The organism is Micromonospora halophytica (assembly GCF_900090245.1).
Classification (GTDB): Bacteria; Actinomycetota; Actinomycetes; order Mycobacteriales; family Micromonosporaceae; genus Micromonospora; species Micromonospora halophytica.
In genome coordinates this window covers 1-13,439 of the sequence record NZ_FMDN01000020.1, presented here as the reverse complement: position 1 = coordinate 13,439, position 13,439 = coordinate 1, and the positions used below count along the sequence as shown (strand labels likewise).

General features: G+C 74.2%; 12 protein-coding genes. 11 read left to right on the top strand and 1 reads right to left on the bottom strand.

Annotation, left to right across the window (positions count from 1 at the left end; all coding sequences use genetic code 11):
• The first annotated feature begins 39 nt into the window (after window positions 1-39).
• The 9 genes from GA0070560_RS22010 to GA0070560_RS21970 all read left to right on the top strand — a co-directional run bounded on the left by GA0070560_RS22010 (window position 40) and on the right by GA0070560_RS21970 (window position 11,224).
• A complete protein-coding gene (locus GA0070560_RS22010) occupies window positions 40-2,013 on the top strand; it encodes a delta-60 repeat domain-containing protein (RefSeq protein ID WP_425412693.1) in 1,974 nt (657 codons plus the stop codon).
• 130 nt (window positions 2,014-2,143) lie between these two features.
• Entirely contained in the window at window positions 2,144-3,808 is a 1,665-nt protein-coding gene (locus GA0070560_RS22005; protein ID WP_091300995.1) for a Wzz/FepE/Etk N-terminal domain-containing protein, read from the top strand.
• Window positions 3,801-4,745 (top strand): glycosyltransferase family 2 protein, encoded by a 945-nt coding sequence (locus tag GA0070560_RS22000; RefSeq protein ID WP_091300993.1) that lies wholly within the window; start codon window positions 3,801-3,803, stop codon window positions 4,743-4,745. Before GA0070560_RS22005 ends, GA0070560_RS22000 begins: the two co-directional genes overlap by 8 nt.
• A gap of 115 nt (window positions 4,746-4,860) precedes the next feature.
• The gene (locus tag GA0070560_RS21995; RefSeq protein ID WP_091300991.1) at window positions 4,861-6,282 is read left to right on the top strand and encodes an O-antigen ligase family protein; all 1,422 of its coding nucleotides are present in this window, start codon (window positions 4,861-4,863) and stop codon (window positions 6,280-6,282) included.
• On the top strand, window positions 6,279-7,826 hold the full coding sequence (locus GA0070560_RS21990; protein ID WP_139131567.1) for a lipopolysaccharide biosynthesis protein: 1,548 nt from the start codon (window positions 6,279-6,281) through the stop codon (window positions 7,824-7,826). Before GA0070560_RS21995 ends, GA0070560_RS21990 begins: the two co-directional genes overlap by 4 nt.
• Before the next feature lie 13 nt (window positions 7,827-7,839).
• Window positions 7,840-8,733, top strand: coding sequence for a sulfotransferase domain-containing protein (locus GA0070560_RS21985; protein WP_091300989.1), 894 nt, complete (start codon window positions 7,840-7,842; stop codon window positions 8,731-8,733).
• 68 nt (window positions 8,734-8,801) lie between these two features.
• The gene (locus GA0070560_RS21980; RefSeq protein ID WP_091301143.1) at window positions 8,802-9,443 is read left to right on the top strand and encodes a methyltransferase domain-containing protein; all 642 of its coding nucleotides are present in this window, start codon (window positions 8,802-8,804) and stop codon (window positions 9,441-9,443) included.
• A 99-nt stretch (window positions 9,444-9,542) separates the two neighbouring features.
• Window positions 9,543-10,721: a chorismate synthase gene (aroC, locus tag GA0070560_RS21975; protein ID WP_091300986.1), complete on the top strand. Its 1,179-nt coding sequence runs from the start codon at window positions 9,543-9,545 to the stop codon at window positions 10,719-10,721.
• Complete coding sequence (locus GA0070560_RS21970) at window positions 10,718-11,224, top strand: shikimate kinase (protein ID WP_091300984.1); 507 nt, start codon at window positions 10,718-10,720, stop codon at window positions 11,222-11,224. The genes aroC and GA0070560_RS21970 overlap by 4 nt, the downstream gene beginning before the upstream one ends.
• Window positions 11,225-11,343: 119 nt before the next feature.
• On the opposite strand, the gene GA0070560_RS21965 is transcribed toward GA0070560_RS21970, so the two are convergent.
• A complete protein-coding gene (locus GA0070560_RS21965) occupies window positions 11,344-12,072 on the bottom strand; it encodes an alpha/beta fold hydrolase (RefSeq protein WP_091301141.1) in 729 nt (242 codons plus the stop codon).
• Window positions 12,073-12,153: 81 nt separating this feature from the next.
• Here GA0070560_RS21965 and GA0070560_RS21960 point away from each other — a divergent pair, with 81 nt between their 5' ends.
• Window positions 12,154-13,119, top strand: coding sequence for a helix-turn-helix transcriptional regulator (locus GA0070560_RS21960; RefSeq protein ID WP_091300982.1), 966 nt, complete (start codon window positions 12,154-12,156; stop codon window positions 13,117-13,119).
• A gap of 95 nt (window positions 13,120-13,214) precedes the next feature.
• On the top strand, window positions 13,215-13,439 hold a 225-nt coding region (locus GA0070560_RS21955), incomplete at its 3' end, for a transposase (protein ID WP_139131566.1).

Genomic DNA, 13,439 nt, shown 5'->3' with positions numbered 1-13,439 from the left:
CTGCTCAGAACGTCGTCTCGATCGGGCCGGGTGGGGGGCCTGCGGCGGTGGCTCGCCGCGCTCGCCGCGCCGGTGCTGGCCGTCGGCCTGCTCGCCGCGCCCGCCCGGGCCGCGGTGCCCACCCCGGTCGCCATGACCCTCACCTCGGCCAACCCGGCTGACAACACCCCGCACGCGCAGAACGGTGACGTCAAGGCCTTCGCCGAGATCGGCACCACGGTCTACGTCGGCGGGGCCTTCACCTCGGTCAAGGCCGCCGGTGCCGCGGGCTGGACGAGCCGCAACTACCTCTTCGCGTACGACCGGACGACCGGGGCGCTGAAGGCCGACTTCACCCCGGCACTGGACGGGGCGGTGCACGCCCTGGCCGTCAGCCCGGACGGCAAGCTGATCGTCGGTGGCGCCTTCAAGACCGTCAACGGCGTGGACCGTAAGAACCTGGTGCAGCTCGACCCGATCACCGGCGCCACCGTCGGCTCCTGGGTCGGCCGCAGCGACGGCGGCCTGGTCCGGCGGACCATCGTGGTCGGCGACAAGCTCTACATCGCCGGCGCCTTCCACTGGGTCAACGGCACCCAGCACTCGTTGCTGGCCCGGCTCAACGCCAGCACCGGCGCGATCGACCAGACCTTCCAGATCGACGCCAGCGTCGCCCGGTCCAGCTCGGAGCTGGTCTGGGGTCTCGCTGTCGCGCCGAACGGCGAGAGCCTGGTGGCGGTCGGCAACTTCACCCTGGTCAACGGCGAGTCCCGTAACCAGGTGGTGCTGGTCGAGAACCTCAAGGGCACCCCGCAGGTCGCCGACTGGAGCACCCAGCGGTACGTGGCGCAGTGCGGCGCCGGCTTCCCGTTCTACGCCCGCGACGTCGACTTCTCCGACGACGGCAGCTACTTCGTGATCGCCGCGGACGGCGGCCGGACCATCGGCGCGTACTGCGACACGATCGTCCGGTTCGAGACCGCCACCCGGGGCGCGGCCATCGACGCCACCTGGATCAACGACACCGGCCGCGACTCGGTGACCTCGATCGAGGCGGCCGACAACGTGGTCTACGTCGGTGGGCACTTCCGCTGGCTGAACAACGCCAACGCCAACGACGCCGCGGGACCGGGCGCCATCAACCGGTATGGCCTGGGCGCGCTCGACCCGGTCAACGGCATGCCGCTGGTGTGGAACCCGACGCGCTCCGGCGCCCCGGCCGGTACCACCGACTGGGGCCCGATCCTGTGGGAGCTGTGGCGCGGCAGCACCGGTGTCTACGCCGGCTTCGACAGCGACGGCCTGGGCAACGAGTACCACGGCCGGATGGGTCTGTTCCCGCTCGCCGGCGGTCGGACGATCCCGGCTGTCAACGCCCCGTCGGCCGCCTCCGGGCACCTCTACGTCGGCACCGGTGACGGGCAGACCACCAAGGTGCCGTTCGACGGCACCACGCTCGGCACCCCGGAGGCCAGTGCCCAACCGAACCTGACCGCAGCCGGCGCGTCCTTCCCGGTCGGCAACAAGCTCTACTGGTCGAAGACCGACCCGACCGCCCCGAGCGGCAGCTACCTCAACGTGTCGATCTTCTCCGGTGGCTCGGTGGGCGTGCCGTGGATCAGCAGCGGCTACAACAACTGGTTCAAGCCCGCGACCATGAGTGGGGCGTTCTACCTCAACGGTCGGATGTACTACACCAGGTCCGGCACCAACAAGCTCTTCTACCGCTACCTGGAACCGGACGGGTTCATCGTCGGCTGCACCGAGTTCGCGCTGCCGAGCGTCGGCCTGGCCTGGGGCAGCGTGCGGGGCATGGCCTGGGTCAACGGCAAGATCGTGTACGGCCACACGGACGGCGGGCTGCGGGCCGTGCCGTTCGACGAGGCGGCCGTCGACGGCGCCGCGTCGGTGCTGGTCGCGCCGGACTCGGCCGGGGTGGACTGGTCCAGCCGGACGCTCTTCTTCGCCGGCTCCTCGTCCCTGTCGACCGATCGCGTACGTCCGGCGCCTGTTCCGAAACACCGGCGGTCCTGACAGTGGGTGGGGGCCGGTGGACGTGTCGACCATCGGTGAACGGTCGGCGACAATGAGACGACCACCGGCCCCCGCGCCCCCTCGCCCGGCCCGGTCGGCCGCCCACCCCTCATCGCGCAAGGACTGACTGATGGACGTGACCGACGTCGCTCCCGCCCGGCAACGCCCGGTCGGCCTCGTCGAGCTGGCCCGCATACCGGTGCGGCGGTGGCGGATGGTGCTCGCCACCGCGACGCTGGTGCTGCTGGCCGTGCTCGGCTACCTGTTCGTCCTGCCCGCGACGTACACCGCGACCACGGCCGTGGTGGTCCGGCCGGTGGTCACCGACCCGTTCTCGGTGGCGTCCGTCGGCGCCGACCGGGCGGTGAACATGACCGCCGAGAGCGGCATCGCCACCAGCAACGAGGTGATCGACAAGGTCGCCGGCATCACCCGACGGGATCCCGAGGACGTGGCCGACGCCCTGGAGGTGGAGACACCGGTGGGCGGCCAGGTGATGCGTTTCAACTACTCGGGTCGCACCGAGCAGGAGGCGGTCGACGGCGCGAACGGGGCGGCCGAGGGATACCTCGAACAGCGCCGGGGGATCTACGAGAACCAACGTGCGGCGGTGCTCAAGTCGTACGACGAGACGATCGCCGTGGTCACCGCCCAGCGCACCACCACGCAGAAGTCCCTGCCGGCCAACCAGCCGTCGAGCAATCCGTCGCCGCGCACCAGCGCCCTGCTGGACCAGCTCCGGGCGCTCAACGACCAGCTGGCCACGCTGGCCGAGCAGCGGTCCAAGGTGGCCTCCGCCGACCTGAGCCCGGGCTCGGTGACCAGCGCCGCGCGTGCCCCGGTGCCCTCCAGCCGGGACGCCGCGCCGCTGATCCTCATCGCCGGCCTGCTCGGCGGCCTGCTCCTGGGCGGCCTGGTGGCCTTCGTCCGGGAGTCGCTGGACCGCCGGGTGCGCACCGCCGCCGAGGCCGCGAGCGCGATCGGCGCGCCGCTGCTCGGCACGGTCCGCCGGGACCGGTCCGGTCAGCCCGACGAGGCCGACCTGCGCTACCTGGCGCTCGCCCTCGGCCGGTGGGTGGACGGGCCGCAACGCACCCCGCTGGTGGTGCTCTCCTCGGCGGCCGACGAGGGGCGCGAGCAGGTCACCGCCGGCCTGGCCGTGGTGCTCGCCGCCGCCGGTCACGAGGTGCGGCTCGGGGTCACCCCGGAGAGCCTGGACCGGATCCGGCCGCTGATGCTGGACGCGCAGCGCCGCAACCCACCGGTGGAGCCGGCCCGGACGAAACTGCCGCGACCCCGTCCGGTGCCCGCGACCACCTCGGTGCCGGCGGCCACGCCGGCCCCGGCCCCCACGCCGGCTGCCGGCGGGGGCCCGGAGGACACCATGGTGATCCCCGCCGTCCGCAAGCCCCGGCCGTTCCCCACCGCGGAGGCGAAGAACGGCGCGGTGTACCGGTCCACCACGACCGACGACAGGACGGAGGTCATCCCGACGACGCCCCGGCCCACCCCGGCCGCCGGCAGCGCGGCCGACGGGCAGGAGTTGCGGATCGGCCCCGGCCGGGTACGTCTCGTCGACCTCGACGCCGGGCCCGGGGACGGTCTCACCGTGCTCGACGCCCCGCCCGCGCTGCACGACGAGCGGGGGGTCCGGGCCGCCCGGGAGGGCCGGGCGGTGCTGGTCGCGGCCCGGGACCGGACCCGCACCGGCCAGCTCCAGCAACTGGTGGAGCGGCTGCGGTCGGTCGGGGTGGAGCCGTTCGGGTTCGTGGTGACGGGAGAGGGACGTGACTGACCGCGATCAGCCGGCGGGCGACGCCTCGGCGTACCCGCCGGTGACCGTGGTGGTGGCCACCCGGGACCGTCCGGGGCTGCTGGAACGGGCCGTGCGGGCGGTGCTCGACCAGGACCATCCCGGCCCGGTCGAGTGCGTGGTCGTGTACGACCACACCGACATCCGCCCGCTCGACCTGCCCGTGCCGGACGGTCGCACGCTGCGCTACGTCAACAACACCCACTCCCGGGGCCTGCCGGGTGGCCGGAACACCGGCATGGACACCGCCTCGCACGACCTGATCGCCTTCTGCGACGACGACGACTTCTGGCTGCCGGCCAAGCTGCGCCGCCAGGTGGAACTGCTCGCCGACCGGCCCGACGCGGCCGCCGCGAGCTGCGGCATCCGGCTGGCGGGCCCGGGCATCGCCAAGGAGCGCCGCCTCGACGCCGCCGAGGTGACCCTGGCGGACTTCGTCGAGGACCGGATCATGGAGGTGCACTCCAGCACCATCCTGATCCGACGGTCCACCTGGGAGGCCGTCGGCCCGGTCGACGAGGAACTGCCCGGCGGCTACGGCGAGGACTACGAGTGGCTGTTGCGCATCGCCGCGCACGGCCCGGTGGTGATCGTGCCGGAGGTGCTGGTGGTGGTGGACTGGCACGGCGGCTCCTTCTTCTTCGGCCGCTGGGCCATGATCGTCGAGGCCACCCGCTACCTCCTCGACAAGCATCCCGAGCTGGCGGGCAGCCGTACCGGCCTGGCCCGGCTGCACGGGCAGATCGCCTTCGCGCTCGCCTCCGGACGACGGCGCCGGGAGGCGGTGCGGGAGCTGGGCCGGGTACTGCGGCTGAACCCGCGCGAGAAGCGGGTGCTGGTGACCGTGCCCGTGGTGCTCGGGCTGCTCTCCGGGGAGCGGGTGCTCCGACTGGCCCAGCGGACGGGGCGGGGTGTCTGACCGACGGCCCGGGACCGCTGCGCCGCCGACACCCGGGAGCACCGCGCCGACCTCCGGCGGCCCGGCGCGGCGCACGCCGGGGCCGCCACCGCTGCCGGTCTGGCCGCTGACGGTCATGTTCGCGCTGGTGCCGCTCTGGTGGGCGCTGGGCGCGTTCTACCTCGGCTGGTCGGTGCTCGGCGTCGTCCTGCTCGCCCTGCTGGTCGCCCGAGGCCGGGTGCCACTGCCCGCCGGCGCCGCCTGCTGGCTGGTGTTCCTCGTCCTGGTGCTGCTCAGCGCCACCCGGCTGGACCGGGTCACCGCGTACTTCACCTTCGGGCTGCGCTACGGCTTCCTGGTGACCGCTCTGGTGGTCTGCGTGTACGTCTACACCCTGGTCCGGGAGGGCACCTCCTGGGAGCGGGTGCTGCGCCCACTCGGCTGGTACTGGCTGGGTGTCGTGGCGCTGGGCTGGCTGGCCGTGCTGGCGCCCACCTTCGCGCTGACCACGCCGGTGGAGATGGCGCTGCCGGGCGGCATCGCCGGTGAGCGGTACATCCAGGCGCTGACCCACGTCCGCGCCAACGAGTTCAACCCGGTGTCCCGGGCGCCGATCTACCGCACCGCCGCGCCGTACCCGTACACCAACAACTGGGGCACGGCGTACGCGCTGCTGGTGCCGTGCGTGCTGGCGTACCTGACCTCGGTGCGCACCGGGCGGTTCCGGGTGGCGCTGTGGGTGTCGCTGCCGCTGTCGGTGGTGCCGGCGTTCATGACGCTCAACCGGGGCATGTTCATCGGTCTCGGCGCCGGCCTGCTCTACCTGGGCCTGCGGGCGCTCGTGCGCGGCAACGCCCGGCTGATCGTCTCGATCGCCGGGCTGGTGGTGCTGGTCTGGATCGTCAGCCTGGTCGTCCCGGTGCAGGAGATGATCGACGCCCGGGTCAGCACCACCGACACCAACGTCGACCGGATGGACCTGTACCTGCGCACCTGGCAGGCGGTGGAGCGCTCGCCGCTGCTCGGCTACGGCGCGCCCAAGAGCGTGGACACCACCCTCGCGGAGGAGCCGCTGGGCACCCAGGGGCTGATCTGGCAGATCCTCTACAGCCACGGCATCCCGGCGCTGGTGCTCTTCCTGTCCTGGCTGGTCCTGGTGGCCCGGCGGCTGGCCGCCGCGGTCTCGCCGGCCGGGCACTGGCTGAGCACCGTCCCGGTGATCGCGCTGGTGGTGATCCCCGTCTACGCCTACATCGACCCGAACCTGTCGGTGATCTTCTTCGCCGTCGGGGCCGGGCTCGCCGCGGTCGCCGGGCCGGTCAACCGGGCCTCGCTCGGCCCGTCCAGCATGTCCCGGCCGGCGCCGCTGACGCCGTGGCGTACCCGGGGCTTCGGCCGGGCCGCCGTGCCGCAGCGCCCGGACACCCCCGAGGGGGCGACCGGGGTCGCGGCCGTGCCGCTGCGCACCGCCGACCCGGCCGCGCCGGGCCGTCCGCCGACCGGAGCCGCGCCGCAGCGGCCGGTCGGCAAGGCGCCACGAGGGGGAGGGACGGCATGACCGATCCGGGTACGCGCGCCACCGCCGTCGCGTCCGCGCCGCAGTCCGGCGAGCGGGAGGTGCGGCGCGGCACCCGCAACGGCATGGTCGGGCTGGCCGGCGCGGCCGTCAACGGCCTGCTCGGCTTCGTGCTGACCGTGGTGATCGTCCGGGGTCTCGGTCCGGCGGGCTCCGGCGCGATGTTCACCGCCATCGGCGTGGTGGCCATCATGGGCGTGCTCTGCTGCGCGGGCGCGGACACCGCGCTGGTCTGGGCGCTGCCCCGGCGTACCCCCGGCCGGCACGGGGACGCCGCCCGGCTGCTGCCGGTGGCCCTGGCCCCGACGTTGCTGTTCACCGTGGCCGTGGCCGGGGCCGGCGTCGCCGCGGCCGGGGCGCTCGCGCCGGTGCTGTTCGACCCGGGCACGACCGAGGGTCCGGGCCTGCTCCGGCTGGCCTTCGCCGGCCTGCCGTTCGTGGTGGCGATGACCGTGCTGCTCGCCGCCGTGCGGGCGGTCCGCCCGGTCGCCGCCCTGGTCGCCGTGCAGTACGTCCTGGTGCCGGCGGCCCGCCCGGCGCTGGTGCTGGCCGCGCTCGCCGCCGGTGCGGGAGTGACCGTCGCCTTCGGCGGCTGGCTCGCCCCGGTGGCGCTGGCGGTGCTGGTCTGCGCGGCGCTGCTGGTGCGTCCGCTCGCCCTGACCTCCCCGGAGACGCTGCGGCCGGTCCGCGAGGACTGGCGGACGCTGTGGGGCTTCGCCCTGCCCCGGGCCGCGTCCGCGACCATCGACGCCAGCAGCATGTGGCTGACCGTGCTGCTCACCGCCGCCCTCGCCGGCCAGGCCGAGGCCGGCGTCATCGGCGCGGTCGGCCGGTACGCGCTGGCCGGGCTGCTCATCATGCAGGGCCTGCGGGTGGCCGTCGCGCCGCAGTTGTCCCGCCTGCTGGGGCAGGGGCGCACCGCCGAGGCGGCGGCGGTGTACCGGCGGATCACCGGCTGGATCATCGCGCTGTCCTGGCCCGGCTACCTGCTGCTGGCCGTCTTCGCCCCGGGCTTCCTGCGGCTGTTCGGCACGGAGTTCACCGCCGGCGCCGCCGCGATGGTCGTGCTCGCCGGGGCCATGATGGTCAACTCCGGCACCGGCATCGTGCAGACGCTGCTGCTGATGAGCGGCAGCAGCGGCCGGCACCTGATCGCCGCCGCCACCGGGCTGCTGCTCAACGTCGGGCTCGCCGTGCTGCTGATCCCGCCGCACGGCGCGCTCGGCGCGGCCCTGGCCTGGACCGCCGGCATCGTGGTGGAGAACGTGATCGCCACGGTGGCCGCCCGTCGGGTGGTCGGCGAGCCGCTGCTCACCCGGGCGGTGCTGTCGGCCGCGCTGGTCGCCGGCACCGCCACCGCCGTCCTGGCCGGGGCGGGCGCGGCGGTCGCCGGGCGCGGGGTGGCCGGACTGTTCCTCACCCTCGGGGTGGCGGTGCTGCTCGCCGGCGCGCTGCTGCTGCACCCCGGGGTACGCCGACGGGTGCGGGCGACGGCGCCCACCCTGCTGGGGCGGGGGCCGCGATGACGAGGAGGACGCGATGACGACGATGCGGGACCGGGTCAAGCAGTTGGTGCCCACCCCGTTGGTGACCGGGGTGCGCAGCTCACTGGTCCGGTACGGGGAACGCACCAGCGACCGGCGTCCGCTGCCGGACTTCCTGATCATCGGCACGAAGCGCGGCGGCACCACCTCGCTCTGGCGCTACCTGCTGGAGCACCCGCTGGTGCCGCGGCTCTTCCCGGCCTGGAACACCAAGACCTCGCACTACTTCGAGGACACCTTCTCCCGGGGCGAGGCGTGGTACCGCTCGCACTTTCCGACCCGCCGGCAGCGGCAGGCGCTGGAGCGCCGGCACGGCGGGCCGACCCGGGTGGGGGAGGCGGCGCCGCTGTACATGTTCCATCCGCTCGCCGCGCAGCGGGTGGCCGACCTGATCCCGTCGGTGAAGCTGATCGTGCTGCTGCGCGATCCGGTGGAGCGGGCGTACTCGCACTGGAAGGAGCGGCGCACCGAGGGGGTGGAGCCGTTGGACTTCGCCGAGGCGCTGGCCGCCGAGGAGGAGCGTACGACGGGGGAGCGGGAGAAGCTGATCGCCGACCCGACGTACGCCAGCAACGCCTACGACTGGTACAGCTACCGGGCCCGGGGCCGCTACCTGGAGCACCTTCAGCCCTGGCTGGACCGCTTCGACCCGGCGCAGCTGCTGATCCTGCCCAGCGAGACGCTCTACCGGGAGCCGGCCGCCACGTACGCCCGGGTGCTCGACTTCCTCGGCCTGCCGCCGTACCGGCTCGACCGGTTCGAGGTCTTCAACGACCGGCGCAGCAGCGCCATGGACCCGGCCGTGCGCGCCGAGCTGACCCGGTACTACGCGCCGTACAACGAGGCCCTCGCCAGCCGGCTGGGCATGACCTTCGACTGGGGGAGCTGACCGTGGCGAGCGGGACCCGAACGAACGACGAGAGCCCGGCGGCGCCCCGCCGCAGCTCCCTCAACGCGCTGCGTTTCCGGCTGGTCGACTCGCCCGACTCGTACGGGGCGAAGCGCCGGGCGAAGCGGGCGCGCTGGCTGTCGGAGACGTTCCCCGACCTGGCGGAGATGTCCGTGCTGGACCTGGGCGGCCGGGTGGGCAGCTGGTCGACGGTGCCGGTGCGGCCGAAGCACGTGCACGTGGTCAACCTGGAGCCGCTGCCCGCGGAGCTGCCCGAGGGGATGGAGGCCGACCACGCGGACGCCTGCGAGCTGCCGCCGGCCATCCTGGGCCGCCGCTACGACCTGGTGTTCAGCAACAGCGTGCTGGAGCACGTGGGCGGGCACGAGCGGCGTCGCCGGATGGCCGAGGCGATCCGGGAGCTGGCCCCCCGGCACTGGGTGCAGACCCCGTACCGGTACTTCCCGGTCGAGCCGCACTGGGTGGCGCCCGGCATGCAGTTCCTGCCGGTGCCGGCCCGGGTCGCGGTGGCCCGCAAGTGGCCGCTCGCCTACACCCCCGGCAAGTCCTGGGAGCAGGCGATGAAGCAGGTGCTCACCACCGAGCTGATCGGTCGGGCCGAGATGCGTTACCTCTTCCCCGACTCGACGATCCGGGCCGAACGGCTGCTCGGCATGACCAAGTCGATCATCGCGGTCCGGACGGTCTGACCGGCCCCGGTGACCTGCCCTGCGGACGCGCGTGTCCGCAGGGCGGGACGCCCCGGGCAGCGCGTCGGGCGGGTGTCTCGGCGTGACAGACTGAGCGTCGTGTTGCGCTGGCTGACTGCAGGTGAATCCCATGGTCCCGCCCTCGTCGCGTTGCTGGAGGGGGTGCCCGCCGGGATCGAGGTGACCACCACCGAGATCGCCGGCGAGCTGGCCCGCCGCCGGCTCGGCTACGGCCGGGGCGCGCGGATGGCCTTCGAGCAGGACGAGGTCGAGATCATCGGCGGGCTGCGGCACGGCCTCACGCTGGGCAGCCCGGTGGCGATCCGGGTCGGCAACTCCGAGTGGCCGAAGTGGCGCACCGTCATGGCCGCCGACCCGGTCGACGCCGACGAACTGGCCAGCCAGGCCCGCAACGCGCCGCTGACCCGGCCCCGGCCGGGCCACGCCGACCTCGCCGGTATGCAGAAGTACGGCCACACCGACGCCCGGCCGATCCTGGAGCGGGCCAGCGCGCGGGAGACCGCCGCCCGGGTGGCCGTGGGCACGGTGGCCAAGGCCCTGGTGAAGCAGGCCCTCGGCATCGAGATCGTCTCGCACGTGGTGGAGCTCGGCCCGGTCGCCGTCAAGCCGGGGCTGCGGCCCCGGCCGGAGGACGCCGAGCGGATCGACGCCGACCCGCTGCGCTGCCTCGACCCGGAGGCCAGCGCCCGGATGGTCGCCGAGGTCGACGCCGCGAAGAAGGCCGCCGACACCCTCGGCGGCGTGGTCGAGGTGCTGGCGTACGGGGTGCCGCCGGGGCTCGGCAGCCACGTGCAGTGGGACCGCAAACTCGACGCCCGGCTCGCCACCGCGCTGATGTCCATCCAGGCGATCAAGGGCGTGGAGATCGGCGACGGTTGGCAGCAGGCCCGCTCGCGCGGCTCCGAGGCGCACGACGAGATCGTGCCCACCGCCACCGGCGTGCGGCGGGTCACCGACCGGGCCGGCGGCCTGGAGGGTGGCATCACCACCGGCGAGCCGCTGCGGGTGAAGGCCGCGATGAAGCCGATCTCCTCGTTGAACCGGGCCCTCGCGACGGTGGACGTGACCACCGGCGAGCCGGCCACCGCGATCAACCAGCGCTCCGACGTCTGCGCGGTGCCCGCCGCGGCGGTCGTCGCCGAGGCGATGGTGGCCCTGGTCCTCGCCGAGGCGGCCACCGAGAAGTTCGGCGGCGACTCGGTGGCGGAGATCCGCCGCAACCTCGCCGGCTACCTCGACGCGCTGGTGATCCGGTGACGAAGCCGGTCTGTGTGCTGGTCGGCGCGCCGGGCTCCGGCAAGACCACCGTCGGCGAGGAGCTGGCGGCCCGGCTCGGGGTGGACTTCCGCGACACCGACGCCGACATCGAGGCGCTGGCCGGCAAGCCGATCCCGGAGATCTTCATCGACGAGGGGGAGGCGCACTTCCGTACCCTCGAACGGGCTGCGGTGGCGGCGGCGCTGGCCTCGCACGGCGGCGTGCTGGCCCTCGGCGGCGGCGCGGTCCTCGCCGAGGAGAACCGCGCCGCGCTGGTCGGGCACACCGTGGTGCACCTGTCGGTGGAGCTGCCGGACGCGGTGAAGCGGGTTGGGCTCAGCACCGGCCGTCCGCTGCTCGCGATCAACCCGCGGGCCACCCTCAAGCACCTGATGGACCAGCGCCGCCCGCTGTACGCCGAGGTGGCGACCGCGACCGTGGTCACCGACGGGCGCGCACCGGAGGAGATCGCCGCCGAGATCGTCGGCCTGCTCAAGCCCTGACGCCTCCGGCGCCGGCCCGCCCCGGCCGCCGTGCCCGCCGCTCCCGCGCGGTCGGCGGCCCTCGGCGATCGGCCGGGCGTCGCCGGCCCGGGTGGACCGGCGACGCCCGGTGCGGCCCGTCAGCCGCGCGCGATCGTGTCCAGCACGTCGGCCAGCGCCTTCGGCTCGCTCAGCATCGGCCAGTGGCCGGTGGGCAGTCCGTGCAGCGCGGCGTCGCGCACCCCGGCGAAGAACGGGTGCCCCTCGGCGATCATGGCTCGGGCCACCTGCACCGGGATCGTGCAGGCGACCAGCGCGGTCGGCACCGGTCGCCCGCCGGTGCGCCGGACCGGGTCGGTGGCGGCCCGCAGCGGCTGCCCGGTGCTGCGCCGGCGCAGCAGCGCCAGCGCCGAGTCGTCCAGGCCAGCCAGGTTCTCCGGGTCCTCGGCCCGATCCCAGGCCGGCGGCGGCAGCAGGTGGCCGTCGCCGATCAGCGCCCGCAGTCGTTGCTGCTCCTCGGGCGGGTTGGTGTCGAACTGCGACGTCCCGTCGGGCAGTGGGCCGCTGTCCACGTAGACCACGGTGGCGATCCGGTCCGGGATCCGGTCCGCCGCCTGGGTGACCGGCATGCCGCCGCCGGAGTGCCCGACCAGCACCACGTCGCGCAGTTCCTCCGTCTCGATCAGCGCGGTGATGTCGGTGGTGTGCGTCTCCAGGCCGACCTGCGGTCCGGCGAGGTGGGCCCGCTCGGCCACCCCGGTCAGGGTCAGTGGGTGCACCTCGTGGCCGCGCCGGCGCAGCTCACCGGTCACCTCCCGCCACGCCCAACCGCCCAGCCAGAACCCCGGCACCAGCACGAACGTCGCCATCTCGATCTCCCTCGGCTCGGCGTACCCGGACACCGTAGGATCGATACCGGACAGCTTCCGCCCGGTATCGAGGGGTGGCCCGTGTCACATCCCGCCGGCCGGGTGCTCGGCATGCTCGAACTGCTCCAGAGCCACCACCGGCTCACCGGGGCGGACCTCGCCGCGCGCCTGCGGGTCGACGAGCGCACCGTGCGCCGCTACGCCAGCACCCTCGCCGACCTCGGCATCCCGGTCACCGCCGAACGCGGCCGGTACGGCGGCTACCGGCTGCGTCCCGGGTACAAGCTGCCGCCGCTGATGCTCACCGACGACGAGGCGGTCGCCGTGCTGCTCGGCCTGCTCGCCGCGGACCGGCTGGGGCTGGGCACCGAGGAACCGGCCACCGCCACCGCGCTCGCCAAGATCCGCCGGGTGCTGCCCGCCCCGCTCGCGGAGCGCCTCGCCGCCGTGCGGGAACACCTCGGCTTCACCCTGCGCGAGTCCGACCCGTCGCCCCGGCCGGCCACCGGCACGCTGCTCGCCCTCGGCGCGGCCACCCGGCAGCGCCACCGGGTCACCCTCGACTACCGGTCCCACTCCGGCGAGGCGTCCCGCCGGCAGCTCGACCCGTACGGGCTGGTGTTCCACTCCGGCCGCTGGTACGTCACCGGGCACGACCATCTCCGCGGCGAGGTACGTGTCTTCCGGCTGGACCGGATCACCGGTGTCAGCACCGGGGCGCAGACCTTCACCCCGCCGGCCGGCTTCGACCCGGTGGCCCAGGTGACCCGCTCGCTGGCCGCCGTCCCGTACGCCCACACCGTCGAGGTGCTGCTGGAGACCGACCTGGCCACCGCCCGACGGCGGGTGCCGCCCAGCGTGGCGGAGCTGACCGAGGCACCCGGTGGCGTGCTGCTGCGCGCCCGGGCCGAGCGGCTCGACGGGATGGCGCAGCTGCTCGCCGGCCTGGGCTGGCCGTTCACCGTCCACCACCCGGCCGCGCTGCGCGCCGCCGTCCACGCCCACGCCGCCCGCCTCGCCACCTGGGCCGCCCGCCCGCCCGACTGACCGCACCCCTGCCCACCCCAAGATCCGCCGCAATGTCACGGATCTAGGGCGTGTCTCCTGGATCTTGGGGCGTGGCTCGACTATTCATCTCTGTTGTGGGTGGACGGTTTGAGCTGAGCGATGTCGAGTACGCGCGGATCGCGCCGTTGCTGCCGGCGATGACGCCGCAGCGTGGTGGGCGGTGGCGTGATCACCGGCAGGTGATCAACGGGATCGTGTACCGGGTGCGGACCGGGGTGCCGTGGCGTGACGTGCCGGAGCGATACGGATCGTGGAAGACGCTGTACAAGCGGTTCACCCGCTGGCAGGAGGACGGGACC

Bases quoted from the DNA above. Each gene is read 5' to 3' on its own strand.
- GA0070560_RS21995 (WP_091300991.1), top strand. From the start codon at position 4,861: ATGTTCGCGCTGGTGCCGCTCTGGTGGGCGCTGGGCGCGTTCTACCTC.
- GA0070560_RS21985 (WP_091300989.1), top strand. From the start codon at position 7,840: ATGACGACGATGCGGGACCGGGTCAAGCAGTTGGTGCCCACCCCGTTG.
- GA0070560_RS21990 (WP_139131567.1), top strand. From the start codon at position 6,279: ATGACCGATCCGGGTACGCGCGCCACCGCCGTCGCGTCCGCGCCGCAG.
- GA0070560_RS22005 (WP_091300995.1), top strand. From the start codon at position 2,144: ATGGACGTGACCGACGTCGCTCCCGCCCGGCAACGCCCGGTCGGCCTC.
- GA0070560_RS21965 (WP_091301141.1), bottom strand. From the start codon at position 12,072: ATGGCGACGTTCGTGCTGGTGCCGGGGTTCTGGCTGGGCGGTTGGGCG.